Genomic DNA, 23,343 nt, shown 5'->3' with positions numbered 1-23,343 from the left:
CCTGAATATTTTTAATATAGAGAAGCCTCGGAAAAATCCGAGGCCCCGTAAATTGCAATGTGCATTTTAAGTTGCAGGCATTGCGGTTTCAACCAGTTTAATAAAATAGGAACAACCATATGGAATGGCTTCGTCGTTGAAGTCATATTTCGGATGATGGAGTCCTGCGGTATCGCCATTGCCGAGGAAGATGAACGCGCCTGGCTTTTCTTCCAGAAAGTAAGCAAAGTCTTCACCGCCCATGGTCGGTTCGATGTTCTCGTCCACCTTATCCGCGCTGCCTGCGATTTCAGCTGCGATCTGGGTTGCGAACTTGGTCTGTTCTGGATGGTTTGAGGTAGATGGATAACCATCGTTGAACTCGAAGTCCACGCCAGCGCCGTTTGCTGCACATACGCCTTCGACAACCTGCTTCACACGCTCCGCAGCTTGCTTGCGAACATCCTGATTGAGCGTGCGGATGGTTCCGCCGAGTTTCGCTGTATCAGGGATGATGTTGTAGGCAGTGCCGGCTTGGAAGAAGGTCACGGAGATCACGATGGACTGCAGTGGGCCAACGTTACGGGAGGCGATGGACTGCAGAGCGGAGACGATCTGGGAGCCAACGACAACAGGGTCGATTGTGTTGTGTGGATACGCTGCGTGGCCACCGATGCCTTTTACGGTGATGGTGAACTCGTCGGTTGACGCCATCAGCGGGCCTGAGCGGGTTGCAAAGTGGTCGATTGGAGTGCCTGGCTGGTTATGCAGGCCGTAGATCTCGTCGACGTTCCAGCGGGTGAACAGGCCGTCGTCCATCATCGCTTTTGCGCCAGCGCCGCCTTCTTCGGCTGGCTGGAATACGAGGATCACTGTGCCGTCGAAGTTGCGGGTTTCGGCAAGGTATTTTGCAGTACCAAGCAGCATTGCGGTGTGGCCGTCGTGGCCACAGGCGTGCATGGCGCCTTCGTTTTTGGAAGCGTATTCTTTGCCGGTTTCTTCGGACATTGGAAGCGCGTCCATGTCAGCGCGCAGGGCGATGGATTTGCCTGCGCCGCCATTGCGGCCTTTGATAACGCCGACTACGCCCGTACGGCCAACACCTGTAGTAACTTCATCAACGCCGATCTCTTGTAGGATCTCGGCTACTTTTGCTGCTGTGCGATGGGTCTCATAAAGGACTTCAGGATACTCATGAAAATCACGGCGCCATGCGGTGATTTCATCGTGCATTTCCGCAAGACGATTGATGGTTGGCATTGGAGCGCTCCCTAAAAACTTCGGATTCTTATTGAGATTAGAAAATGAACCTCACTTTGGCCTAGTGCAGTGAAATATTGCAAGAGCAAATCACTCGCAAGAGGGTCAGTTGAGTAAAATTAAATGAACTGCGCATGGGGCTCCTTAACTAACCCAAAGACACCTTAATCACGCTAAGCTATAGCTGACGTCAGGTCACATATTGCACCGGTTTTAACAGCATCAGTAGCGAGGCAGTATGGCGATCTATCGGAGTGTTTTTCGCAATGTCACAGAGGAGAAACAGCAATGGATGTTTCTCAATAAAGCCCACCGATATGTCAGTCTGTTGCCCGCTCAATCTGAGTTCGAAACGGTTCCCTGTGATTTTCGTCGCAGCATTTCGATCAATCTCCTTGTGAATGGAGGGCTCTACGGGACGTCGCTGCGGTACAACTCGTTGCGGGACAGCTGGAGCTTGTGGCCGTTGACGAGTGACTTTGCCCTTCAGGTCGATAAGCGAACCGTGATTGTTGAATGTGCTTTGACGTCTCCGTACCAGACCGGTGCCAATGTCACGTCACTGGCTCAGTTTTATGAGGAAGTGAGCCGGCCTAATCGGTAGAGGCTGGCGCTCTAACTGTTTCAGGCATGCGAGAGAGTGTGGCTGTGAGGGAGGAGATCAGCTCGCTTTGTGACTTCATGTCTGCTTTGCTTGTTAGTCCTGCGATGTGGTTGCGGGCGGTGTTGTAGCTCATGTTGAGAGTGCTTGCGGTTTCCTTCAGAGAGAAGCCTCGTATCAGCATTTGAGCGATGTCTGCCTCGCGGTTGGTTGCACCCCAGATTTTCTGAATAAGCATCTCCTTTGAAACTGGATGGTCGGTTGGATCGAGGATCACTGCGAGAACCGGGCTCCAGTTCTTCAGGAAGGGCTCTACGTCGTTGGTGCCTTGTTCCAGCACTGTCAGGGGAACGTAGGAGATCAGTGGTTGGGTTGGCGTTTCACATCCCAGAGGGAAGGGACCAACTGGGACTTTTTGAGTTCTGCATTGGAGGAGGAGGTTCTCCAGATTGTTGGTGTACATCCGATGGTTGGTTGCGAGGTTGTTGCTTCTGTCTGCGTAGAGGAACCGGCTTTTCTGCAGCAGTGAACGGCCTTTCTGGTTGCTGAGGGCTATGTGAAAACCGTGGTCCAGAATGAAGGCAGCGGAGGGGATTTGCTCCAGCCAGAATGTGTGTTGGTCTACGTTTCTCTTCTGGGCTTCCAGTTTCAGAAATAGAGAGAAGGCGTTTTGGTAGTGCGGCTGTATTCTTTCCAGCAAATTGCAGAGCTCTTCGTCTTCTGTGCCCTGAAAGCGGGCGGGCATAGTGACTGCTGCGAGTGCAACATCAGAGCCTTGTCTGTGCAGGTGGAACCCGCGTGAGCGGTTGAGGTTGTCCCGGCCTTTGAGGACGTTGTTGTAAAATTCGTTCTGCTCCAGCTGCTGTTGGCTCAGGAGGCGCTCTGAGTAGACTAGCTGATCAGAACTAACGGATTGAAGCAGCTTGGGAAAAGGATTGAACTGGATAAATTCAGCAATGAGCTCGTTGTAGGCACTGTCTACGTTGAGAGCCGAGAAGTGATAGTAATTGTTTTGCGTGAGGCATTGGACCTGGAATGTGACGGGCAAATCCGGGTATTTCTCGGCAATCGGCGCCAGAATATCGTCTAGGCCCTTACCGGTGACAACGGTTGAGTACATCCGGTTGATGAGCAGTTGTTGCAGATCTTCCATGACAACACAGTGGCTATTATCGACAATGGAATATTAGTTCTACTTTTAATTAAATTCAATTATTCGGTGTATTAGATTTTGGGAGTATACCCCTGATCACACAAACGCGTAGACGGAGGTCTTCTTGGTTTCGTTATCTTCCAGCTCTCGTTGAACTGGAATTTCGTAGGTTTGAAGGTGTTTAAGCCGTGAGGTGGGAAAGTAAGAGCGCTGCGGGTCTCCAACCAGAACCGGGATCGGTTCTGCTCTCTGGTTTGCATCTAACCAACCAAGTACCTTTGTTGTCATGTCTGGGTCGTAGAAGACATCTCCGCAGCAGATCAGGTCATACCCATCCAGCTTGCTTTCAAGCAGGTCTTCTGCTGTGACTTCTATTGTGACATGGTTTTGTGCTGCGTTGATAAGTGCTGCATCGGAAGCAAAGGTGTCGATGTCCGCTGCAACCGCAGAGGCTGCACCAGCTTTCATCGCGGCAATAGCAACAAGGCCGGAGCCGCTGGCAAAGTCAAGGATGCGCTTGCCCTGGACCACTTCTGGATTGTCGAGAATGTATCGCGCCAGTGCTTGTCCGCCTGCCCATGCAAACGCCCAGAAAGGGGAAGGGATTCCGAGTTCTTCAAGCTCTTCTTCCCCCATGCGCCATAGGTCGACGCTTTCGTCTGCGAGGTGAAGAGAGATGGACGGCGCATGAGGAACAGGGTGAATGCGTGTCTGTTCCAGAATGAACTTGCGCCGATCCGTGATTGTCATCGTGAAATCAGACCTCGGATGGGTCCATGCCTGCCATTTCCAGAACCACAGCCCACTCTTCTGGCTTTACCGGCTGAACGGAGAGGCGCATGGAGGTGACGAGAGCCATGTCGGACAGACGCTCTTCGGCCTTTACCTGTGCCAGTGTGACAGTCTGTGGGAGGTCTTTGACGGCTTTGATGTCTACGCATTCCCAGCGTGGGTCATCGGTTGTGGAATCCGGGTGAGCCAGTGCGCACACCTCAACGATGCCGACAACTTCCTTGCCGATGTTGGAGTGATAGAAGAAGCCGCGGTCGCCGATCTTCATATCGCGCATGAAGTTGCGGGCCTGATAGTTGCGTACGCCGTCCCACTCTTCGCCTTCTTCGCCCTTGGCTTTTTGTTGATCCCAGGACCACTTGTTAGGTTCGGATTTGAACAGCCAGTATTGCAACGCTTCCTCCATGTAAACAAATTGTATGTTCTGATCAGAATGACCGGTCATACATTAAATGGAGCACCCGCCGTGATTTGAAAGGCCGATGCTCCAGTTTAGATATGTTGTAAAACGCAGCTTACAGCAAATTTACATATCTGGGTTTTTTAATACCCAGTTCCATGGGCGGATCTCAACAGATTCAAACAGACCCGCGAGTGAGTATGGATCTTCGTTTGCGACAGCCAGAGCTTCGTCGCGGTTTGCTGCTTCGATGATTACGAGCGAACCGGTTGGGGATACCAGATCATCACACATGAACGGGCCAGCACCTTTCAGGCGATCGCCGAGACCACTGAGGAAGTCGAGGTGCGCTTCGCGGGTCTTCTGACGAAGGTCTTCAGAATGTGCCTTGTCTGTGCAGATGAGAGCGTACAGCATATTGGATACTCCAGTAGCGGGATTTCAACCCAACCTTTTAATTCCTGATTTTCAACCAGGCAAATCCTACTTTAAAGGGATTCTACTAGGGGTGGGTCTCTCGTTTGAGTGGACGCGTCATTAAGTCGCTTAATGCTTGTGCGACGTCAATTTTACCCGCAACGATTTGTGAAACCGTCTTGGCGATCGGCATATCAACGCCGTGTTCTGCTGCCAAAGCAACTGCTATGTTGGCTGAGTGAGCACCTTCTGCCAGCTTCTGGCCCGGAGCGACAAGCTCTTCAGGTGTTCTGCCCTGTCCAATCTTCAAACCGAAGGCGAAGTTACGGGATTGGGTGGAGGAGCAGGTGAGCACCAGATCGCCCAGACCGGACAGGCCAGTGAGGGTTTCGCTCTTCGCATTCAATGCCATGCCGAGGCGGGTCAGTTCTGCAAAGCCGCGGGCTGTCAGAGCTGCCTGAGCGCTGGCGCCAAGGCCGTAGCCCACTGCCGCACCACATGCGATGGCGAGAACGTTCTTCAGAGCGCCGCCGATTTGCACGCCGATGAGATCATCGGTTGCGTATGGGCGGAAGCTGTTTGAGGCAAGTGCTGCGGAAAGCTGATCGGCAACAGCGCCGTCTTCTGCCGCGATTGTCACTGCAGTTGGCAAACCCTTTGCCACATCATGAGCAAAGCTCGGGCCGGACAATGCTGCCGGGATCGCGTCTGGCGCCACAGACTTGATGACTTCGGAAAGCAGCTGTCCTGTCGATTGCTCAATGCCTTTTGCGCAGAGCACGATTGGGGTTGCTGGTTTCAGAAACGGCTTGATCGCTTCTGTCATTGTCCGGGTGGTCTGTGCTGGGGTGACGAGCAGAAGGGCATCGGCATCGCTGACTGCGTGTTTCAGGATGCCGGTTGCCGTGATTTGTTCTGTCCATTCAATGCCAGGCAGATACTTCGGGTTTTGCTTGTTGGCGTTGATGGCGGCGATGGTTTCTGCATCGCGTGCCCATAAGGTGATTTCACGACCGGCTCTTGCTGCGGCCAAAGCAAGCGCAGTTCCCCAAGATCCTCCGCCAATTACAGCGATCTTGTTTAGAGCAGTGGTCATGTTGTTTTCCTTATTGGGTGATGTTCAGTCGTTCACACAGTTGGCCAAGAGGGATATCGAACCCTCCATGCATTGTTAGCTTGGACTTAGTTTCGTTGTCTGCCAAATCAACCCAGAAGAAGCGAAAGAGGATAGGATCTCCACCGTCATTTGGGCTCATTTCGTAATGATCCCAAGTCTGCTTTGCTTTTTCCTGAACTTTGAGATGGAAAAATTTGCGGCGGTGAAGCTCTGGGCCCGTGGTCAGAGCATCATCGTAAAGGAAGTCATGACCGTCGAACTGCTCAAGAGCGCCAGAGATGTTGAGGCCGGTTTCTTCTTCAAACTCGCGTTTGGCCGCGTGCAGGTAGCTTTCACCCGGGTCCAGCGTACCGCCGGGCACCTGAAGTGTTCCAGCGATGTTGGTTTCCGGCTCATCAAAAACGAGAAGGTGGGTGCCGCAGGTCATGTAGACGTAAGCTTTGTGCCGAGGCTGCAATGTCGTCTCCGTCAAGAATCAAGCAAATCGATGCTATTGAAGTTGGGCGGATGTTATTTGCAGGAGTTTGTCTCAGGCAAGGCATGAGACGAGTTTGCACATAATAAGCACGAATAGCACCGCATGGCTTTCCATGCAGTGTTGGAGCTGGAGTTCCCGATAATCGGGATGAGCAAGGCGGCAGGCAATGCCTGCGCTGTGTGAGTAAGTAAGTTTCTTCGGCATTGGCTTGTCGCCTTGCCCGGGCGTTTTTGTAGGAGGCTAAGGCCAAGCTCCAGAAGACGCTTGGAAGACCTGAGGCTGTTGGAAAGCCTCAGTTCTCAGTGCTGGCGCCCAAAGGTTTGACCGGACATCCGCTATCCCTCAACACTGTTGGTGAAAGGGGAACCTCCACGGACCTGCTGCGAACTACGTTACCTTCCGCAGTAGCCCCGACCAGCCCACACCAGACTGAGGGACGTTCCCCCAACTGCCCGTATGCATGAGCGTGATGTTGAGTATGCAGGTGTTTGAGGCGAGGGGGATAAGTTTTGTGATGCAGTCTGCTGCCCACTCCGGTGTCATCCCGGCCATCGAGCCGGGATCCATAGCCCCTAGCCTTGCTGATTAACTGAGGCGTTCGACCAATTTCTGATACCGGGGTTATGGGTCCCGGGTCTTCGCTGTGCTTCGCCCGGGATGACGGTGGGAGGCGTACTTTTCGCGATAGGCATTCTCATTTGCAGCACCAAACGCGATCAGAAGAAAGCAGCGCAGAGGTTAAACCTTCGCCCCCTTGCGGCCGAAGCCGACGACGCTTTCGGAGAGTTTGTCGAGTGGCCAGCGTGGGCGAGGGGCTTCGTTCATGTCGTCGCCCTTGCCGTTATGCTCCAGAATGGACGGGTCTTCGGCGACCAGTGTTCTCAGGCGCTCCGCTCCGGCCCATGCAATCATGGCTGCGTTGTCGGTGCACAGTTTGTGCGGTGGGGCGATCAATTCTGCACTATGTTCTGCAGCTACCTCGTTCAGACGAATCCTAATTGCTTCGTTTGCGGCTACGCCGCCCGCGATAACCATCTTAGGTGGTGTGTCCGGATAGCGCTCTTTGAACATTTCGAAGGCTCTGGCACTGCGTTTTCCGACAACATCGGCGACGGCTTCCTGAAAGGAGGCGCACAGGTTGTTGACGGTTTGCTCGCTGACTGGCTCTTCTTTGAGTGCTGCGGTGCGGACGGCAGTTTTCAGACCGGCGAATGACATGTCGAGGCCAGGACGATCCAAAAGTGGGCGAGGCAGCTTGTAGACGGTAGGATCACCAAGTTTTGCAGCTTTTTCTACAGCCGGGCCACCGGGATACGGCAGGCCGAGAAGTTTGGCTGTTTTGTCGAACGCTTCGCCAATTGCATCATCAATGGTTGTGCCCAACCGCTCGTATTCCCCAAGTGCTTTTACTAGGAGGTACTGCGTGTGGCCACCGGAGACGAGGAGCAGGAGGAACGGAAACTCCACCTGATCCGTCATGCGGGCGGTGAGGGCGTGACCTTCCAAATGGTTCACTGCAATCAATGGTTTATCGATTGCCATGGCAATGGATTTTGCTGTCATCAGGCCCACAATGACACCGCCAATAAGGCCAGGGCCTGCGGTGGCAGCAACTGCGGAGAGATCAGAGTACTTCACATTTGCTGTTTTCATCGCCTGATCTACGATACCATCCAGCAACTGAATGTGGGCGCGCGCCGCAATCTCTGGTACAACACCGCCGAACGGTGTGTGCTCATCGATTTGAGAATGCACCACGTTGGACAAAATTACGCATTTGCCATCTTGATCAATCTCAAGGACAGCAGCGGCAGTTTCGTCACAACTCGTCTCTATGCCGAGGATGGTCAGCACGTTTGGTCTCCTTTGGCCGCTTGGTTTTTGTCGTTCTCTCATGCGATAAGCATGGTTGATTTCGCGGGCCGATGATTTTATGTCGCTCATCTAACATGAGCCCCTAGCATTGGGAATGTGATCCTTGCAAACAAAACCTATAAGAATTGGTACACGTGGAAGCGCGCTGGCACTGGCCCAGGCGCATGAAACACGCGCTCGTCTCGCGAAGGCACACGGGTTAACCGATGATGACTTCGAGATTGTTGTTATAAAAACAACGGGAGACCAAATTCAAGATAGGCCTCTTTCCGAAGCAGGCGGTAAAGGCTTGTTCACCAAGGAAATCGAGGAAGCTTTGCTGGATAAGTCGATTGATCTGGCAGTTCATTCTTCCAAAGATATGCCGACGGTTCTGCCGGATGGTCTGGGCATGACCGCTTACCTTCCACGTGAAGATGTACGCGATGCTTTCATTTCTCCGAAGGTTGAGAAACTGACAGATCTTCCACAGGGTGCTGTGGTTGGGTCTTCCAGTTTGCGCCGTCAGGCACAGATCAAGCGTCTGCGTCCTGATCTGGATGTCGTGATGTACCGCGGTAACCTGCAGACCCGTTTGCGCAAGCTGGACGAGGGTGTGGTTGACGCAACCTTCCTCGCTTACGCTGGTCTGCGCCGTCTGGGACAGGGCGATCTTGTGACCTCTCTGATGGATCTGGAACACTTCCTTCCAGCTGTTGGTCAGGGTGCGATTGGCATTGAGGCGCGTCTTGGTGATGAAGAGACTGCGCGCATTCTGGCGCCGATCCATCACGCTGAGACCGAGAGCCGTCTGTTGCTGGAGCGTGCTTATCTGGCTGAGATGGATGGTTCTTGCCGGACACCGATTGCAGGTCTCTCCCACGTGGAAGGTGATCGCATCAAGTTCCGCGGTGAGGTGATCAAGCCGGATGGTAGCCAGACACACACTGTGGAAGGCGAAGGCCCGGTAAGTGATGCGGAAGAAATCGGACGCGAGCTTGGCAAAGAGCTGAAAGCGAAATCTGGTCCGAACTTTCTGGAGCTCTAATGAAGATACTCGTGACCCGACCTCAGCCACAGGCAGATAAAACTGCGCAGAAGCTGGTTGCTATGGGACACGAGGTGATTGTTGAGCCAATGCTGAGTTTCCAGCCGCTGACCGTAAACGGGGATGTGGCTGGGGACGCCAAAGCGATTGCTGTGACCAGTGCGAAAGCGGTTGAAGCGCTTGTCTTCAACGGTATGGTCGACAAACTACAGCACCTTCCTCTTTATTCTGTGGGTGAGGCGACCGCCAAAGCTGCAGAAGCCTCTGGTTTCCAAAAGATCATATGTGCGGATGGGGATGTTGATTCCCTTGGCAGGCTGATTGCTGAACGCAATCAAGTCGGCCCCGTGTTTTATCCAGCGGCAGTTGACCGCAGTGGAGACCTTGCCGGACAACTGGAGCAGCAGGGCATTGCCTGCCGTATGGTGGAGGTCTACCAAATGGCTGCTGCGACTGGCTTTTCTGGGAAAACCCGAGATTTGATTGAAGCCGGAACACTGGATTGTGCGTTGTTTTATTCTCCGCGAACAATTCAAATTTTTCTCAGTATTTCAAATCTTGAAAAAACCACAGTGTTTCTTAACTCTATGAAAGCATTATGTGTTTCAAAGCGGGTTGCAGAGCAGGCGAGATCGTTTGGCGAGGTTTTTACGGCTAAAACGCCAAGTGAGGATGGTTTGTTTGAACTTCTCTCAGGTTCGATAAGTTGAGAGGATGTGATTTGCACTTCTCTGGGCCCTATGGAGAAGTCGTAGTTTGTTTAGCAAGGTGCTAATTCTCCCTGATAGCAGTTTGCTAAAGGGATGCTTATGTTAAGGAAGAGGTGTCTGCGGATGCCTTATCGAGATTGCGTGCGTAATTAAATTGGCGCGGCTGGAAACTGCTTGAAACGCGCCATTCTAGGAGGTTTTGATGGCTGCTGATGACAAAAAGGGTGGGGCGTCCACCGGGGCAGGCTCTGGTGGTGGAACATCATCACGGAAATCTCCGCTCTCCAGTGGATCCCGGAAGCCTGTAACGATCGATCTGCCTGCAAAAGACGTTTCCAAGACTGACAAGCCTGCCGCGAGCGCTGGTGCAACTGCCAAGGCTGCTGCGAGTAAGGCTACTTCTTCCAAGCCGGGCTCAGTGCCGCCAACCGGCAAACAACAATCACAAACTGCTGCGAAGACTGAAAAAACTGAAGCGACTAAAGCTGCGGAAGCAAAGCCTGCAACAGGCGCAAAACCAGCTGCTGGCGCTAAGTCTTCCACCTCAACCGCCAAGCCGACTGCTGCTGCAAGCGCGAAGGCTACGGCAGACGAGAAGAAAACAGCAGCTGATGAGAAGAAAGCTGCTGATGCTGCCAGTGCTACGAAGACGGCAGCTGGCAAGACAACTGCTGCGAGCAAGGCGACAACTGCCAGCAAGACCTCAACCTCAGCTGCTGCAAAAGAGCCTGCTAAGGCAAAAGATGACAAGGAGGGTTCTGGCGGAAAAGACACGCCTCCGCCGCCACCTCCTTCCGGCAAAGGCCCAGGCGGCCCTGCTGACAAGCCTCCGCATCCGCCAAAGCAGGGTGCCGGGTTTGGCGCAATGCTGGCCGCTGGTGTGATTGGCGCGCTTATTGTGGCGGGTGCCGGTTTCGGTCTGCATCAGGCTGGTATGTTACAGATGATCGGTGCAGGTTCCAGCCAGAATGCAACTGAAGTTCAGGCCATGCTGGAAAGCTCCAAGAACCGCTATTCTCAGCTGAAGGAAGAAATTGCAGCTCTGCGTGATCACGCGACCGGTAATTATGCGGCGAAGGACACCATTGAGAAGCTGACGGCTCAGCTGGATGCGATCCAGAAAGAGACCAGTACGAAGCTGAATGACGCGACAGCCGGTGTAACGCAGCGTGTGCAGGAGCAAATCTCCACGCTGGGTGCTGAGATCAAAGAACTCAACGAGTTCATCTCCAACGGTGCTGCTGGTGATGGTGCTGCTGTTGCAAGCCTGAAGAAGACACAGGATCAGCTGGCGAAGCAGGTTGCTGATCTGACAGCTGCCTCGCAAAAGAATGCTGAGCAGGTGCTGAAAGGCGTGCAGGGCAGCTTGACTGACCTACAGAAGCAGTTCCAGGCTTTGAAAGAAGCGCCGACACAGCTGAAGGATCTAAGCTCACAGTTGGCTGTGACTGGTTCCAAGGTGGATGAAGCTTTGGCGCAGATTGGCAAGCTGACCGCAGAGCAGAAGGTTCTGGAAGGCAAGCTTGAAGCGCTGACACAGTCCACGGCTGAAACAACCAAGCAGATGACCGCTCGTGTTGATCGTCTGGAGAAGGCGCTTGGCACAGCGAGTGCGCAGGAACGTGCTGCGCGTGCGATTGCTATTGCTTCTTTGAGGAACGCTGTTGATTCTGGTGACAGCTATGAGGCTGAGCTGGCTGCGGTGGAAGCTGTGCTGCCAAATGATGCAGCTGAACTGGCGCCGTTGAAGGCAAGTGCTGCAACGGGCATTCCATCTTCCGCTGCTTTGATTGCCGGGTTCGGGCAGGTTGCTCGTGATATGAGTGCTGTGTCGCTGACCAGTGAGAATGATGATGTGGTTGATCGCCTGTTCTCCAGCGCCAAGTCACTTGTTTCTGTTCGTACGCCAAATGACAGCGAGGGCACAAGCTCCAGCGCAGTGCTTGGCACGATGGAAGCGCGCGTGACGGCTGGTGATCTGGCTGGTGCGATCAAGGCTTATGATGCGTTGCCTGAGCCGATGCAAAAGGTTGGTGCCGCGTGGGCTGAGCAGGTGAAAGCCCGATTGGCCGCAGATGAATTGGTGAAGAAAATCACCGCTCAAGTTTTGAAGTCGCTTGTTTCTGAAAACAAGTAGTATCGGAAAGGAGCGAAGGACATGGTCCGCGTTCTCATCTTTTTCGCGTTTGTATTTCTGCTGGCCCTTGGTGGCGCCTGGATGGCTGATCGTCCGGGTGTGGTTACACTCGAGTGGCAAGGCTATGTTGTTCAGGCAAGCTTGCTGACAACCGTTGTTGCCTTTGGTGCCTCGATTGTTGCTTCGATTGTGGTCTGGGGTTTCTTCCGGTTGATCTGGAAGTCACCAACGCTGGTTTCTCATTTCATGCAGCGTCGCCGTAAGGACAAAGGGTATGATGCTTTGTCTCAAGGCCTGATGGCGCTTGGTTCTGGCGATACCCTTCATGCCCGCAAGTTTGGCCTGAAGGCAGATAAGCTGCTGGATGGTGATGAACCTGCAGCCCGTTTGCTCCTTGCGCAGGCGTCTCAGCTGGATGGTGATCATGCAGAAAGCCGTCGCCGGTTTGAGGCGATGCTGGAAGACGACCGCTCCATGGCTGTTGGCCTGCATGGCCTTTACATTGAAGCTGAGCGTGAAAGCGAGCCTGCTGCTGCCCGTCACTTTGCTGAGGAAGCCTTTAATCTGGTTCCGGGGCTACGTTGGGCAGGCAATGCTGTGCTTGGGTATCAGGCCGTTTCCGGTGATTGGGAAGAAGCCATTGCAACGCTTGAGCGCAACTATGCTGCTCGCATGCTGGACAAGAAAACCCTTCGTCGCCAGAAAGCTGTGCTGTTGACCGCGCGTGCGCTTGAGCTGGAGAATGAAAACCCGGATCGCGCCCGTACATTGGCTGTTGAAGCGCATGGTCTTGCACCATCCCTCGTGCCGGCTGCGATTGTTGCCGCGCGTCTGCGGACCCGTGCTGGTGAAATCCGCAAGGCGAGCAAGATCCTTGAAGCGACCTGGAAACTCAGCCCGCATCCGGACCTTGCTGAAGCTTATGCCCACGTTCGCCCAGGTGATTCCGTCACGGACCGCCTGAGCCGTGTGAGAACATTGGCAAGCATGCGTGCCTACTCCTCTGAAGGGGCGATTGCGATTGCTGTTGCTGCGATTGAGGCGAAGAAGTTTGACGAAGCTCGTGAGCAACTCAAGCGCGTTCTGCGCTCTGAGCCAACACAGCGTGCCTTCCTGCTGATGGCAGATCTTGAAGAGCGTGAGCATGGTGATCAGGGCCGCATTCGCGAGTGGCTCTCCCGTGCGGTGCGTGCGCCTCACGACAAGGTCTGGATTGCGGACGGCGTTGTTTCAGCTAACTGGGCGCCTGTTTCTCCAAAGACTGGCCGTGTGGATGCCTATGAGTGGGCGACACCGGAAAATACGATGGATCAGGATCAGACCATCGAAGTCATTGATGACAAGTTATTTGAGCCTCCAGAGCTGGCCGCTCCCGTGCAAGTGCTGGATGAGCCGGTAAAAGCTGACATCGTTGTGCCAAAGCCTCAGGATGTTGAGACACCAGCTGCGCTGAAGGAAGAGCCAGCACCTGCTCCAGCTCCAGTAGAAAAAGCAAAGGTAGAGGCGACTACAGCACCGGTTGTGACGGAAACTGCCAAGGAAGAAACGCCTGTTGCAGCAGAAGCACCTGCGGAGACAAAACCGGAGGAAACTGCGCAGTCTGAAGAGCCTCGGGCAACTGTGGTGCCTGTCGAATCTTCCAGCTGGGCGCCGACGAAAGCTAATGAAAAGGCTGAGGCAAAATCTGACGAACCTGCCAAGACTGAGCAGGACGCAGATGCCAAAACGGATGAGAAGGCTGAAAAGAAAGACGAAAAGCTGGTTGAGTTTCCGCTTTCACATCTGCCGGATGATCCCGGGCCTGAGCCTGATGATGAAGATCCGAAAGCGCCGAAGGATCAAAGTTTTAGGTTCTTCCGCTAGCAGTATTGTGTTCGCAGAAGTGAGTGTTTGAGACAGTTGCTTCTGCGAATGCAGATAGATGGTGGATGCCTGTTCCGCCATTGCAAATCAGACTTGCATCTGATCGGGAGCTTGGGTATCAAGCTTCCACTTTCCGGCACACTCCTCGTGCCATTTGGAATGCCGCTGTAGCTCAGTTGGTAGAGCACGTCATTCGTAATGATGGGGTCGTAGGTTCGAGTCCTATCAGCGGCACCACTCATTCTCTGATACTTCATAATCCCCCAAAAACTTGCTAGTTTGGCTTTGTCTTGTGGCTTACTCGTCGTAGGTTCTGATTTGTGTTTTTTGGTCCTTTAGTCGAACCTTTAAGCGCATTGATTTCATTTGCACATATGGAGGCCATCGGGGTTTCGTGGGAGCGGGCTGACGGTGGTGTGGAGTACCGGAAGTGATTGTCGATCACCTGAATAAGTTGCGCGCGTGGTTGTTTGAAGATGCGTTACCGCTTTGGCTGAAAGCTGGCGAAGATGCTGTGAATGGCGGATTTGCGGAAACCATCACGTTGGATTGCCAGGGCAGCGCAGATAACAGACGTGGTCGCGTCAACCCGCGCATGGTGTTCGTGTATTGCGAAGCTGGTCGTCTGGGCTGGAATGGCCCGTGGATGGATGTGGCGCTGCGCACGCAAGCTTATGTGGAGCGGGTCTATGGCACTTCTGAAGGGTACATTGGTGCGCTGGCTACGCCGGATGGTGAGCTGCTGGACACATCCTTTGATCTTTACAATCAGGCCTTTGCATTGCTTGCACTTTCCAGCATTGCTGATGTGAATGCTGAAAAGCGTGAGGAAGCCTGTGCCAAGGCAGGTGCTTTGCTGGAGGTTCTGAAAGGGCGCTTCAAGCATCCTATCGCTGGTTTTCAGGAGGCGGAGCCTGCGCGTGCGCCGCTGGGTGCCAACCCGCATATGCATCTGTTTGAGATGTGCCTTGAGTGGGAGCGCTCTGAGAACCTGAGCGCTGAGCAAAAGGCTGTGTGGTCTGCTCTGGCAGATGAGCTGGGTGCGCTGTGCCTCAAGTTCTTCATTTGCGAGAAGACGGGTGGCTTGCGTGAGTTCTTTGCGCTGGATTGGTCACCGATGCCAGGAGATGAGGGCAGGGCGCTTGAGCCGGGTCATCACTTTGAATGGGCATGGCTGCTGAGCCGCTGGAACAAGCTGCGCGGTGATGACCGTGCCAAGGCTGCGGCTGCGCGTCTCTTTGAGATTGCAGAGGTTCATGGAGTTGATCGTGAGCGCGGTGTTGCGCTGATGGGCATCAATGATGACTTCTCCGTGCGTGACCCGCTGGCACGTCTGTGGTCTCAGGCCGAATGGCTCAAGGGATCTATCGCCATGCTGGAAAGCACGCCAGAGAGCGAGTGGCCTCGGTATCGCCAGTCCATGCTGGATGCTTTGGCGGCGCTGGAGCTGTTCTTTGAGGATGTTCCAGCAGGTCTCTGGAAAGACAAGTTCTTGCCGGATGGTACTTTTGTGAAAGAAGCGGCACCGGCGAGCTCGTTGTACCACATCATCTCGGCCATTTCAGAGCTGGACCGGTTCTGTAAAACCGAGGTTGGACAGAAAGTGGTTGCGCTTGAGAGCGTTAAGTAGCGGTTCCTGCAGGATACACTTGGAGAATTATGATGGTTAAATGGGGTGTTCTATCAACTGCACGGATTGGCCGCGAAAAGGTTATTCCAGCCCTGCAGAAAGCCAAGGGTGTTGAAGTTGCGGCGATTGCTTCGCGCAATGAAGAGAACGCGAAGAAGGTCGCTGCTGAGCTGGGCATTGAGAAGGCCTATGGCTCCTACGAGGCGCTGCTGGCAGATCCTGACATCGATGTAATCTACAATCCGTTGCCGAACCACATGCATGTGCCAATGACTATTGAGGCTGTGAAGGCTGGCAAGCATGTGCTTTGTGAGAAGCCGATTGCACTGGATGCTGATGAAGCGCGGCTTCTGCTTGAGATGCCTGATGATCGCTTTGTTATGGAAGCGTTTATGGTGCGTGCGCATCCGCAATGGCAGCGTGCGCTGGAGATTGTAGAGTCTGGCGAACTTGGCAAACTGCAGAGCATTCAGGCGTTCTTTGGCTACAGCAACCAAGACCCACAAAACATCCGCAACAAGGCAGAGCTTGGCGGTGGTGGCCTGATGGATATCGGCTGTTACCCGATTGTAGCATCTCGTTACTTCTTCAATGCCGAGCCTGAGCGGGTTGTGAGCCTGATTGATCGTGACCGGAATTTCGGTACGGACCGTTTGACCTCTGTGATGATGGACTTTGGTGAAGGGCGTCAGGCGCAGTTTACGGTGTCCACACAGTCTGCTCCATATCAGCGCATCAATCTGGTGGGCACTGCTAAGCGACTGGAAATTCTCATTCCGTTTAACGCGCCTGCGGGTGAAGAGACCATTCTGCGTCTCGATTCCGGCAGTGTGCTGGGTGACGGTGCGATTGAGGTGGAGCGTGTTCCTGCCTGTGATCAGTACACCTTGCAGGGGGAGTTGTTCTCTCGCGTGGTTCAGGGCGAGGAAGAGCTGCCTTATGGCGTTGGTGACGCGATCCAGAACATGGAAATCATTGATGCGATTGTGCGTTCTGAGCGCAATGACAGCTGGGAGACCGTTGGGTCTCCCGACTGAGTGTCTTATGGGCGTTAAACTTTAACGCCGTTGATGGAATACAGGTTGTCGCGATTGAGTGTGTTGAGATCGCGACGGCCACACAGGGCCATGGTGGTATCTAGCTCTTTCTGGAGAATTTCCAGTGACTGTGTCACGCCCTGCTTGCCACCTGCACCGAGGCCGTAGAGGAATGGTCTGCCGATGTAGGTGCCTTTTGCACCCAAGCAGATGGCCTTGAGCACATCCTGACCGGACCGAATGCCGCCATCGATGTGGATCTCCACCTTATCGCCAACCTCGTCCACGATTTCCGGCAGGATCTCGATGGAAGATGGTGCGCCGTCGAGCTGACGTCCGCCGTGGTTGGAGACGATGATCGCGTCACAGCCGGAGTCGACTGCGTGACGGGCATCTTCCTTGTCCAGAATGCCTTTCAGGATCAGCGGGCCGCCCCACTGCTTCTTGATCCACTCAATGTCATCCCAGCTTAGGCGTGGGTCAAACTGCTCTGCTGTCCAGGAGGACAGGGAAGAGAGATCGCCGACGCCCTTTGCGTGGCCGACAATGTTGCCAAAGGTGCGGTTCTGGGTGGTGAGCATTTTCATGCACCACATTGGGCGAGTTGCCATCTGCCAGACGTGCTTTGGCGTAAACTTTGGCGGGGCAGACAGGCCGTTACGCAGGTCTTTGTGACGTTGGCCGAGGATCTGCAGGTCAAAGGTGAGGACCAGTGCGGAACAGCCTGCGTTCTTTGCGCGGTCGATCAGTGAGTTGATGAAGTCCCGATCTTTCATCACATAGAGCTGGAACCAGAACGGCTTGGTGGTTTTGGCCGCAACCGCTTCAATAGAGCAGATGCTCATGGTTGAAAGGGTGAACGGTACGCCGAATTCTTCCGCTGCCTGAGCTGCGAGGATCTCGCCGTCGGCATGCTGCATTCCGGTGAGGCCGGTTGGTGCAAGCGCGACCGGCATTGAGACATCCTGCCCGATCATTTTGGTGGCGAGCGTGCGGTTGGTCATGTCTACCGCGATGCGCTGGCGCAGCTTGATCTTGGCGAAGTCGCTTTCGTTCGCCTGATAGGTGCTCTCGGTCCAGGAACCGGAGTCTGCATAGTCGAAGAACATCTTCGGAACGCGTCTACGTGCACGTTCTTTGAGGTCGCTGATTTCAAGAATTGGTGCCATGTACGGGCCTCCCCCCGAAACATTAGTTTTTATGTATAGAGGGATTGCACGTATCGGTGATATGTCAATATTACATGTATACGACTTAGGTCTACCAGTATTGGAAAATGCATTATTCGCATTCATCTATGAATGCCCTAAGTACTCTGAAATATCTTTGAAGTGCCCAAGATGACTAAAGCGTAATGGGTAAATAACTATCTGAATTTGCTTGTTTTGTTTGTCCGGACAAACGTTATGCGCGTGTCCGGACACGATTTCGTCTTGCCCTGACATCAATTGTGTTGTGAAACCGAAATATATCTCCAAAAGCTGTAATTGCACCCGCTTTTGGTGCTAGGAGAACGGTTATGGCTAAGAAAACTGAGACGATTGAAGTCCGAATGTCACCGGATCTGAAGCTGGAACTTTCCGAGCTGAGCAAGCAACGAGAGCAGCCGATGAGCCAGGTCATTCGTCAGTTGATTGAGCAAGAACTCTCCAGTGCCGAGGCGCAGGCTAATCCAACTGGAGATACGATCATGCCCGTAAAAATGAAGTCGCAACTGGTGAAGTGGGGCGGTAGTGGCGCTGCTGTGCTGGCGCTTGCCTTGATGTGGAATGTGGGTGTTCAGAGCACTGCTTCAGCAGATGCAGGCATTCGCGTTACGTTTGCTGCGATGGACCAGAATGAAGATGGTGTCATCTCCCGCAAGGAGTTTGAGCGCTTCACGTCTCTGGATGCTTTGGAGCTTGTCGATCAGGAGCTTTCAGAGGAAGAGATGAAGCTTCTTGCCTCTGAAGAGGTGGATCAGCTTCCTGAGGCTTGCAAAGCTGATTTTGAGCAGTTTGAGGCTGACGAAGCAAAGGCATTGTTGGATGAGTTTGCCGAAATGGATCAGGACAAGAATGGTTCCGTCGATTTTGGTGAGCTTCGGCATCTTGTGAAGTTGCAACAGCGTGAGTTGTTTCTTGAACTGGACCAGAACGTGGATGGGTATCTAACCAAGCCTGAGCTCGTGGATTTTCAGGGCACTGTTGATCCGGCAATCAGTGCTGACTGCGCAAAAGCATTGCTGGAGCAGGAAGAAGCACAGGCTGACAAGCAAGAGCTACGCTATGTGATGGCCCATTTTGATGAGAACAATGACAAGAAGATCAGTCTAGATGAGTTTTTGAACAATCAGAATGACAGCTTCTTCTGATTGGGCGCAGTCGCCTTGGTGGGAAGCGGATTGCCTGCTTCCCATGGGACCTGCTTATGGTGCCGGATCCTACCGGTCTTCGTTCAACTTACTTCTTTTGCCGACTGATCCAGGCCATCCAATTGTAAAACCAGTTGCGAAGGTTATCTCCGCACCGTTTGAGCACATTGGATATATAATTCATGGCTTACCCTCCATGTGCAGTTATTTCTGCTCTGATGGTGGGCTCAATTCGCTAAATGCGGATGAAGGAACTGCTTCAAGATTTAAGTTTGAATGGTGACCCCGAGTGGATTCGAACCACTGACCTGCCGCTTAGGAGGCGGCTGCTCTATCCAGCTGAGCTACGGGGCCGTTGAGTGTCATCTTGAGATGATGCAGCGAGTTTTCAAATATCATGAAAACCAAAGCTATGCGAGACAGATTGCTTCTCTGTGAACAGGCTAAAGCAGGTTGCGTTTAAGCTGAACCGCTTGATCTGCTTTAGCTTTTGTTTTTGCGTATCTTTGTCTGAAAGCCGGGCTCCACTTTTCAGAGATACGCTTCAGGCCCCAGTTCTGACAGGAGAATTCTCACAGCACGTGTCTCAGTGACATATTTCCTGCGGGTTCTGAGGGGCGTTTGAGTAATGGCGACCTGATACTATTACCAAATGCGTTATAGGGGTGCTGTGTTGTGAGATGGTTTCTGTCAGCTTTATGCGGGGTTCTGATTGGCATTGGATCAAGTGCAGCGGGGTCGTGTGATGAAGCTGAGGTGTCAGAGCAGGGCTTGCCGACGGTTTTGGTGGATGACGCGCTTGCTAGCCCTTTGAAGTTTGCCGCAAGTGATGGCGCGTTTTATTATCTCTCTGATTTGACTTTTCCTGAGGCTCCTCATGCTCCCGGGCAGGAGCTCTCAGGTGGTCGACAAGTTTTTGTAAAAGCATTGGTTGCGCAGAAGGATCGGTGGGGGCGTTTGCCTGCGATTCTGCTTGATCATGAAATGAGTGATTTGTCAGGCAAGCTGGTTGAAGGCGGATTGGCCATTGTTAAGCCACAATTAAGAGCTTTCAATTGCTTGAAATTCCTTATTAATTTGGAGAGTGAAGCTCGCCGGAAAAATGTTGGATTATGGGTCGTTAAAAATGTAATTAATGACTATAAGTCAATAAGCTACGAGCAAATTGGTCTTTATGGACTTGTGGAAGCCAGCGTGATTTCTGTCGGGCAAACGCGATCCAAAACATACTTGAATTTTGGTGAGCGCTGGACAGAGGATTTAACCGGGATTATTCAAAGGGGAAAGCTGGCGGATTTTTCCGAGTTCGGGCATGATCTTTCAGTGATGAAAGGCAAGAGAGTTCGCCTCAGGGGCGTCTTGCAACTGAACCAAGGACCACAGATAGAGCTTAAGCACCCAGCGCAGTTGGAGCTTCTGGACTAGGGCAAAAGCCGGAAACGCGAATGACTTTGAGTAGTGCATTGTCTGGAATACGGACAAGCCTGAGAATTTTAACGGTATCTGCAGTGACCGCAGCCCTTGTTGCGTGTCAGCTGACCGGCTCTGCCAATCAAAGCGCTCAAAAACCCGGTAGCTTGCGTAGTGGTCCTGGGAGCGATGTTGGTGCGCGTGAGCATCCGCGCGTTGTGGCGACCTATGGCGGTGTTTACAAAGACGGCAAGGCGGAAACTGCGATTGCCCGCGTTGTTGGTGGTCTTGTTGCCGCTTCGGAAGATCCTGAAGCGCATTACCGTGTTACCCTTCTCAACAGTCCTGCCGTGAATGCTTTTGCGCTTCCGGGCGGGTATCTCTATGTCACGCGTGGTCTGCTTGCGCTTGCCAATGACACATCGGAGCTGGCTGCTGTTCTGGCGCATGAGATGGCGCACGTAACAGCTCGGCATGCGATCAAGCGTCAGCGTCAGGCTGAGGAAGCTGAGTTTGTCACCAAGGTGATGACAAATATCGGCAAGGATCAGCGGACGATTGATGCCGCCGTGAAAGAGAAGCAAGTGCAGTTTGCCCGCTTTTCTCAGGAACAAGAGCTTGAAGCAGATGATGTGGGTGTAAGAACGCTTGCTGGCGCTGGGTATGATCCTTATGCAGCCGCGCGTTTCCTTAACACCATGGGGCAGTTTGCCCGCTATCAGCAGCTTGGTGGCGAAACCAGTTCGGCTCCAGACTTCCTTTCTTCTCACCCGAATACGCCTGATCGCATTCAGCGTGCTGTGCGTAGTGCGCGGCAGATTGGTGCGCCGGGGATTGGTTTGAATGGCCGTGAGGCGTATTTGACCAGTCTGGACGGCATGCTGTTTGGTGATGACCCGCTGGAAGGCTATGTGAGAGGGCGTCAGTTCCTTCACAAGGGTCTTGGCATCTCCTTTAGCGTGCCGAAGGGTTTTGTGCTTGAGAACTCCGCAGAGGCGGTTCTAGCGAGCAATAACTCCGGCACTGCGATGCGTTTTGATGGTGCTGATCTGACAGGCTACGCCAGCTTAACTGACTATATGTTATCTGGCTGGATCAATGGTCTGATCGACAACAGCGTTCGTCCGACCACGATTAATGGTCTGCCAGCTGTGATTGGTTCTGCGATTACAGATGGTTGGTCGTTCCGCATTGGTGTGGTTCGTATCGGCTTAACTGGATATCGGTTTATCTTTGCTAATCGTTCGCCGACCGCTGTATTTACTAGGGATTTTGAGAAATCTCTCGGTAGTTTCCGTCAGCTGAGCCCTACAGAGCAAGCGCGCCTTAACCCGCTTCGAGTTAAGATCATTCAGGCTAAAGGTGGAGAGACGGCTCGTAAGCTTGCTGTTGGCATGAGCGGCGTGGAGCCATCCCGCCGGTTGGAGTTGTTCACGATCCTCAATCAGGTGAAAGCGAACCAGCGCTTCAAGCCGGGTGAACTGATGAAGGTTATCACCGATTAAGGCTGATTGGCTTCGTGTCCCTGAGACGGAGCCATCGCATCTTTCAGTTTCTGCATGGCACGTGACTCGATCTGACGGACGCGTTCTTTTGAGACACCCAGTTTCTTGCCAAGTGCTTCCAGCGTCACGCCATCTTCTCTGAGCTTTCGATCTCTTATTACGCGTTGCTCGCGTGGGGGCAGTGTTTTGATGGCGTCGAAGAGGCGACGTTCGGCGCGCTCACTGTCCAGATGCACTTCTACGATCTCATCGGGTAGGGGCTCATCTGCTGCGAGCGTGTCCTGGAGCTGAAGGTTTGTTTCGCTGCCTTTGAGCGCTGCGTTCAAAGATGTATCCGAACGGCCTAACCTGGAAGACATCATCTTGATATCTCGCATGTTTGCGCCGGTTTGGTTGGAGATCTGCTGATGAAGTTGATCTTCGCTGAGCTCTGGATGTTTACTTGCCAGCTCTGCGCGCATGCGCTTAAAGCCAAAGAACAGCATTTTCTGGCGCGAGGATGTGCCGCCGCGGACGATCGATTGATTGCGAAGGACATAATCCTGAATGAAAGACTTGATCCACCAGCTTGCGTAGGTTGAGAAGCGTACATCCTTGGACAGTTTGAACCTGTTGGCTGCTTCCATCAGTCCGATGTGGCCTTCCTGAATGAGATCAGAAAGTGGGACGCCATAGGATTTAAAGCGTAAAGCTTGGGCTATCACCAGACGAGAGTGAGACAAGGATAGCTTGTCCAGTGCACGGTGATCGCGTTTTGTGATCCAGCCTTCAAGAAGCTTGTATTCTTCTTCTTTTGACAGATATGGGGCTTTTCTTGCCAGGCGAGCAAGGGGCCCGAGACTTTGGTCTCTTTCATATTGAGCCATGTACGCCTCCTCAGTTTGATCTGAGATACGGCGTGAAAACTCTTTTGGATCTATGCAGATAAAAAGAAAGCCCCGCTACCAGCAGGGCTTCTTTAATCAAGTAAGTTGGGAAAGGCTGATTACGCAGCCTCTTCCTGACCTCCGTCTTCACCAGCAGCAGGTGCAGCTTTAGCAGCACGGCCTGGAGCGGTGGAAAGAACACCTTCGATCTGACGAATTGCTTCAGTGTCAGTCTGCTTCTGAACCGCAGCGATTTCGCGAGCCATACGATCGAGTGCAGCTTCATAGAGCTGACGTTCGGAGTAGGACTGCTCTGGCTGTGCGTCAGAACGATAGAGATCGCGAACAACTTCAGCGGTTGAAACAAGATCGCCGGAATTGATCTTCGCTTCGTATTCCTGTGCGCGGCGGCTCCACATGGTGCGCTTTACACGAGGTTTGCCTGCAATGGTTTCAAGAGATTTTTTAACGGTGGATGCATCAGAAAGCTTACGCATTCCAACAGAAGCAATTTTTGCTACTGGAACGCGGAGTGTCATCTTATCCTGTTCGAATTCAATTACGAGAAGTTCAAGAGAGTATCCAGCTACGGTCTGCTCTTCAATCGCAGTAATCAATCCAACACCGTGAGATGGATAAATGATGTGCTCGCCTGTTTTAAACCCCTGACGCTGCGCGGTCTTTTTTGCGGGTGTGGCCATACGCTATACTTCTCCTGCGCAGTGGTGGCTTG

General features: G+C 53.1%; 21 protein-coding genes and 2 tRNA genes. 11 read left to right on the top strand and 12 right to left on the bottom strand.

The genetic code is table 11. The features are described 5' to 3' along the window. Positions 1–66: 66 nt before the first annotated feature. A complete protein-coding gene (locus tag AC3CB2_RS21710; protein ID WP_352936346.1) occupies positions 67–1,239 on the bottom strand; it encodes a M20 aminoacylase family protein in 1,173 nt (390 codons plus the stop codon). A 292-nt stretch (positions 1,240–1,531) separates the two neighbouring features. On the opposite strand from AC3CB2_RS21710, the gene AC3CB2_RS21705 reads away from it, so the two are divergent. Further along, positions 1,532–1,843 carry a hypothetical protein gene (locus AC3CB2_RS21705; RefSeq protein WP_352936344.1) on the top strand — a complete coding sequence of 104 codons (312 nt, stop codon included), beginning with the start codon at positions 1,532–1,534 and terminating at the stop codon, positions 1,841–1,843. Here AC3CB2_RS21705 and AC3CB2_RS21700 read toward each other — a convergent pair. From AC3CB2_RS21700 to tsaD, 7 genes are all read right to left on the bottom strand, one after another. Then, positions 1,833–2,993, bottom strand: coding sequence for a helix-turn-helix transcriptional regulator (locus tag AC3CB2_RS21700; RefSeq protein WP_352936342.1), 1,161 nt, complete (start codon positions 2,991–2,993; stop codon positions 1,833–1,835). The two genes, AC3CB2_RS21705 and AC3CB2_RS21700, sit on opposite strands and share 11 nt — an antisense overlap. A 96-nt stretch (positions 2,994–3,089) precedes the next feature. After that, entirely contained in the window at positions 3,090–3,743 is a 654-nt protein-coding gene (locus AC3CB2_RS21695) for a class I SAM-dependent methyltransferase (protein ID WP_352936341.1), read from the bottom strand. A 7-nt stretch (positions 3,744–3,750) separates the two neighbouring features. After that, a complete protein-coding gene (locus tag AC3CB2_RS21690; protein WP_008551363.1) occupies positions 3,751–4,179 on the bottom strand; it encodes an EVE domain-containing protein in 429 nt (142 codons plus the stop codon). 132 nt (positions 4,180–4,311) lie between these two features. After that, complete coding sequence (locus tag AC3CB2_RS21685; protein ID WP_014287103.1) at positions 4,312–4,602, bottom strand: YciI family protein; 291 nt, start codon at positions 4,600–4,602, stop codon at positions 4,312–4,314. 85 nt (positions 4,603–4,687) lie between these two features. After that, the gene (locus AC3CB2_RS21680; protein WP_352936339.1) at positions 4,688–5,698 is read right to left on the bottom strand and encodes an NAD(P)H-dependent glycerol-3-phosphate dehydrogenase; all 1,011 of its coding nucleotides are present in this window, start codon (positions 5,696–5,698) and stop codon (positions 4,688–4,690) included. A 10-nt stretch (positions 5,699–5,708) separates the two neighbouring features. Continuing rightward, entirely contained in the window at positions 5,709–6,176 is a 468-nt protein-coding gene (locus AC3CB2_RS21675; protein WP_352936337.1) for an NUDIX hydrolase, read from the bottom strand. A 759-nt stretch (positions 6,177–6,935) separates the two neighbouring features. Beyond that, complete coding sequence (gene tsaD, locus AC3CB2_RS21670) at positions 6,936–8,048, bottom strand: tRNA (adenosine(37)-N6)-threonylcarbamoyltransferase complex transferase subunit TsaD (RefSeq protein ID WP_352936461.1); 1,113 nt, start codon at positions 8,046–8,048, stop codon at positions 6,936–6,938. 127 nt (positions 8,049–8,175) lie between these two features. Between tsaD and hemC the strand changes: the two genes are divergently transcribed. From hemC to AC3CB2_RS21635, 7 genes are all read left to right on the top strand, one after another. After that, a complete protein-coding gene (gene hemC / locus AC3CB2_RS21665; RefSeq protein WP_008551662.1) occupies positions 8,176–9,099 on the top strand; it encodes a hydroxymethylbilane synthase in 924 nt (307 codons plus the stop codon). Further along, positions 9,099–9,809, top strand: a complete 711-nt coding sequence (locus AC3CB2_RS21660; RefSeq protein ID WP_352936335.1) for a uroporphyrinogen-III synthase — start codon at positions 9,099–9,101, stop codon at positions 9,807–9,809. The genes hemC and AC3CB2_RS21660 overlap by 1 nt, the downstream gene beginning before the upstream one ends. A 202-nt stretch (positions 9,810–10,011) precedes the next feature. Further along, positions 10,012–11,946 carry a phage tail protein gene (locus AC3CB2_RS21655; protein ID WP_352936333.1) on the top strand — a complete coding sequence of 645 codons (1,935 nt, stop codon included), beginning with the start codon at positions 10,012–10,014 and terminating at the stop codon, positions 11,944–11,946. Positions 11,947–11,967: 21 nt separating this feature from the next. Beyond that, positions 11,968–13,809 carry a heme biosynthesis protein HemY gene (locus AC3CB2_RS21650; RefSeq protein WP_352936331.1) on the top strand — a complete coding sequence of 614 codons (1,842 nt, stop codon included), beginning with the start codon at positions 11,968–11,970 and terminating at the stop codon, positions 13,807–13,809. A gap of 161 nt (positions 13,810–13,970) precedes the next feature. Then, positions 13,971–14,046, top strand: a tRNA-Thr gene (locus AC3CB2_RS21645). A gap of 193 nt (positions 14,047–14,239) precedes the next feature. After that, positions 14,240–15,439: an AGE family epimerase/isomerase gene (locus AC3CB2_RS21640; protein WP_352936329.1), complete on the top strand. Its 1,200-nt coding sequence runs from the start codon at positions 14,240–14,242 to the stop codon at positions 15,437–15,439. Between the two features lie 29 nt (positions 15,440–15,468). Continuing rightward, the gene (locus tag AC3CB2_RS21635; RefSeq protein WP_075698007.1) at positions 15,469–16,476 is read left to right on the top strand and encodes a Gfo/Idh/MocA family protein; all 1,008 of its coding nucleotides are present in this window, start codon (positions 15,469–15,471) and stop codon (positions 16,474–16,476) included. 14 nt (positions 16,477–16,490) lie between these two features. Here the strand turns inward: AC3CB2_RS21635 and AC3CB2_RS21630 are convergent, their stop codons facing one another. Then, on the bottom strand, positions 16,491–17,645 hold the full coding sequence (locus tag AC3CB2_RS21630; RefSeq protein WP_008551533.1) for an alpha-hydroxy acid oxidase: 1,155 nt from the start codon (positions 17,643–17,645) through the stop codon (positions 16,491–16,493). Between the two features lie 350 nt (positions 17,646–17,995). Between AC3CB2_RS21630 and AC3CB2_RS21625 the strand changes: the two genes are divergently transcribed. After that, positions 17,996–18,829, top strand: coding sequence for an EF-hand domain-containing protein (locus tag AC3CB2_RS21625; protein ID WP_352936327.1), 834 nt, complete (start codon positions 17,996–17,998; stop codon positions 18,827–18,829). A gap of 277 nt (positions 18,830–19,106) precedes the next feature. On the opposite strand, the gene AC3CB2_RS21620 is transcribed toward AC3CB2_RS21625, so the two are convergent. Then, positions 19,107–19,183: transfer RNA gene (locus AC3CB2_RS21620), tRNA-Arg, on the bottom strand. A gap of 402 nt (positions 19,184–19,585) precedes the next feature. Here AC3CB2_RS21620 and AC3CB2_RS21615 point away from each other — a divergent pair. Both AC3CB2_RS21615 and AC3CB2_RS21610 read left to right on the top strand, forming a co-directional pair. Beyond that, a complete protein-coding gene (locus AC3CB2_RS21615) occupies positions 19,586–20,254 on the top strand; it encodes a thermonuclease family protein (protein WP_352936325.1) in 669 nt (222 codons plus the stop codon). 20 nt (positions 20,255–20,274) lie between these two features. After that, positions 20,275–21,744, top strand: a complete 1,470-nt coding sequence (locus AC3CB2_RS21610) for a M48 family metalloprotease (protein ID WP_037037720.1) — start codon at positions 20,275–20,277, stop codon at positions 21,742–21,744. Here AC3CB2_RS21610 and AC3CB2_RS21605 read toward each other — a convergent pair. Both AC3CB2_RS21605 and AC3CB2_RS21600 read right to left on the bottom strand, forming a co-directional pair. Then, entirely contained in the window at positions 21,741–22,610 is an 870-nt protein-coding gene (locus tag AC3CB2_RS21605; RefSeq protein ID WP_352936323.1) for an RNA polymerase factor sigma-32, read from the bottom strand. The genes AC3CB2_RS21610 and AC3CB2_RS21605 overlap by 4 nt on opposite strands. A 119-nt stretch (positions 22,611–22,729) precedes the next feature. Next, positions 22,730–23,311, bottom strand: coding sequence for a CarD family transcriptional regulator (locus AC3CB2_RS21600; protein ID WP_008551556.1), 582 nt, complete (start codon positions 23,309–23,311; stop codon positions 22,730–22,732). Between the last annotated feature and the right edge of the window lie 32 nt (positions 23,312–23,343).

Source organism: Pseudovibrio sp. SCP20 (assembly GCF_057774105.1).
Note: the sequence above shows the minus strand (reverse complement) of the source record. Positions and strands in the feature narration are given on the sequence as shown.

Excerpts from the sequence above, each read along its gene's own strand:
- AC3CB2_RS21710 (WP_352936346.1), bottom strand. The coding sequence starts at position 1,239 with ATGCCAACCATCAATCGTCTTGCGGAAATGCACGATGAAATCACCGCA.
- AC3CB2_RS21705 (WP_352936344.1), top strand. The coding sequence starts at position 1,532 with ATGTTTCTCAATAAAGCCCACCGATATGTCAGTCTGTTGCCCGCTCAA.
- AC3CB2_RS21700 (WP_352936342.1), bottom strand. The coding sequence starts at position 2,993 with ATGGAAGATCTGCAACAACTGCTCATCAACCGGATGTACTCAACCGTT.
- AC3CB2_RS21695 (WP_352936341.1), bottom strand. The coding sequence starts at position 3,743 with ATGACAATCACGGATCGGCGCAAGTTCATTCTGGAACAGACACGCATT.
- AC3CB2_RS21685 (WP_014287103.1), bottom strand. The coding sequence starts at position 4,602 with ATGCTGTACGCTCTCATCTGCACAGACAAGGCACATTCTGAAGACCTT.
- AC3CB2_RS21680 (WP_352936339.1), bottom strand. The coding sequence starts at position 5,698 with ATGACCACTGCTCTAAACAAGATCGCTGTAATTGGCGGAGGATCTTGG.
- AC3CB2_RS21660 (WP_352936335.1), top strand. The coding sequence starts at position 9,099 with ATGAAGATACTCGTGACCCGACCTCAGCCACAGGCAGATAAAACTGCG.
- AC3CB2_RS21655 (WP_352936333.1), top strand. The coding sequence starts at position 10,012 with ATGGCTGCTGATGACAAAAAGGGTGGGGCGTCCACCGGGGCAGGCTCT.
- AC3CB2_RS21650 (WP_352936331.1), top strand. The coding sequence starts at position 11,968 with ATGGTCCGCGTTCTCATCTTTTTCGCGTTTGTATTTCTGCTGGCCCTT.
- AC3CB2_RS21635 (WP_075698007.1), top strand. The coding sequence starts at position 15,469 with ATGATGGTTAAATGGGGTGTTCTATCAACTGCACGGATTGGCCGCGAA.
- AC3CB2_RS21630 (WP_008551533.1), bottom strand. The coding sequence starts at position 17,645 with ATGGCACCAATTCTTGAAATCAGCGACCTCAAAGAACGTGCACGTAGA.
- AC3CB2_RS21625 (WP_352936327.1), top strand. The coding sequence starts at position 17,996 with ATGGCTAAGAAAACTGAGACGATTGAAGTCCGAATGTCACCGGATCTG.
- AC3CB2_RS21610 (WP_037037720.1), top strand. The coding sequence starts at position 20,275 with ATGACTTTGAGTAGTGCATTGTCTGGAATACGGACAAGCCTGAGAATT.
- AC3CB2_RS21605 (WP_352936323.1), bottom strand. The coding sequence starts at position 22,610 with ATGGCTCAATATGAAAGAGACCAAAGTCTCGGGCCCCTTGCTCGCCTG.
- AC3CB2_RS21600 (WP_008551556.1), bottom strand. The coding sequence starts at position 23,311 with ATGGCCACACCCGCAAAAAAGACCGCGCAGCGTCAGGGGTTTAAAACA.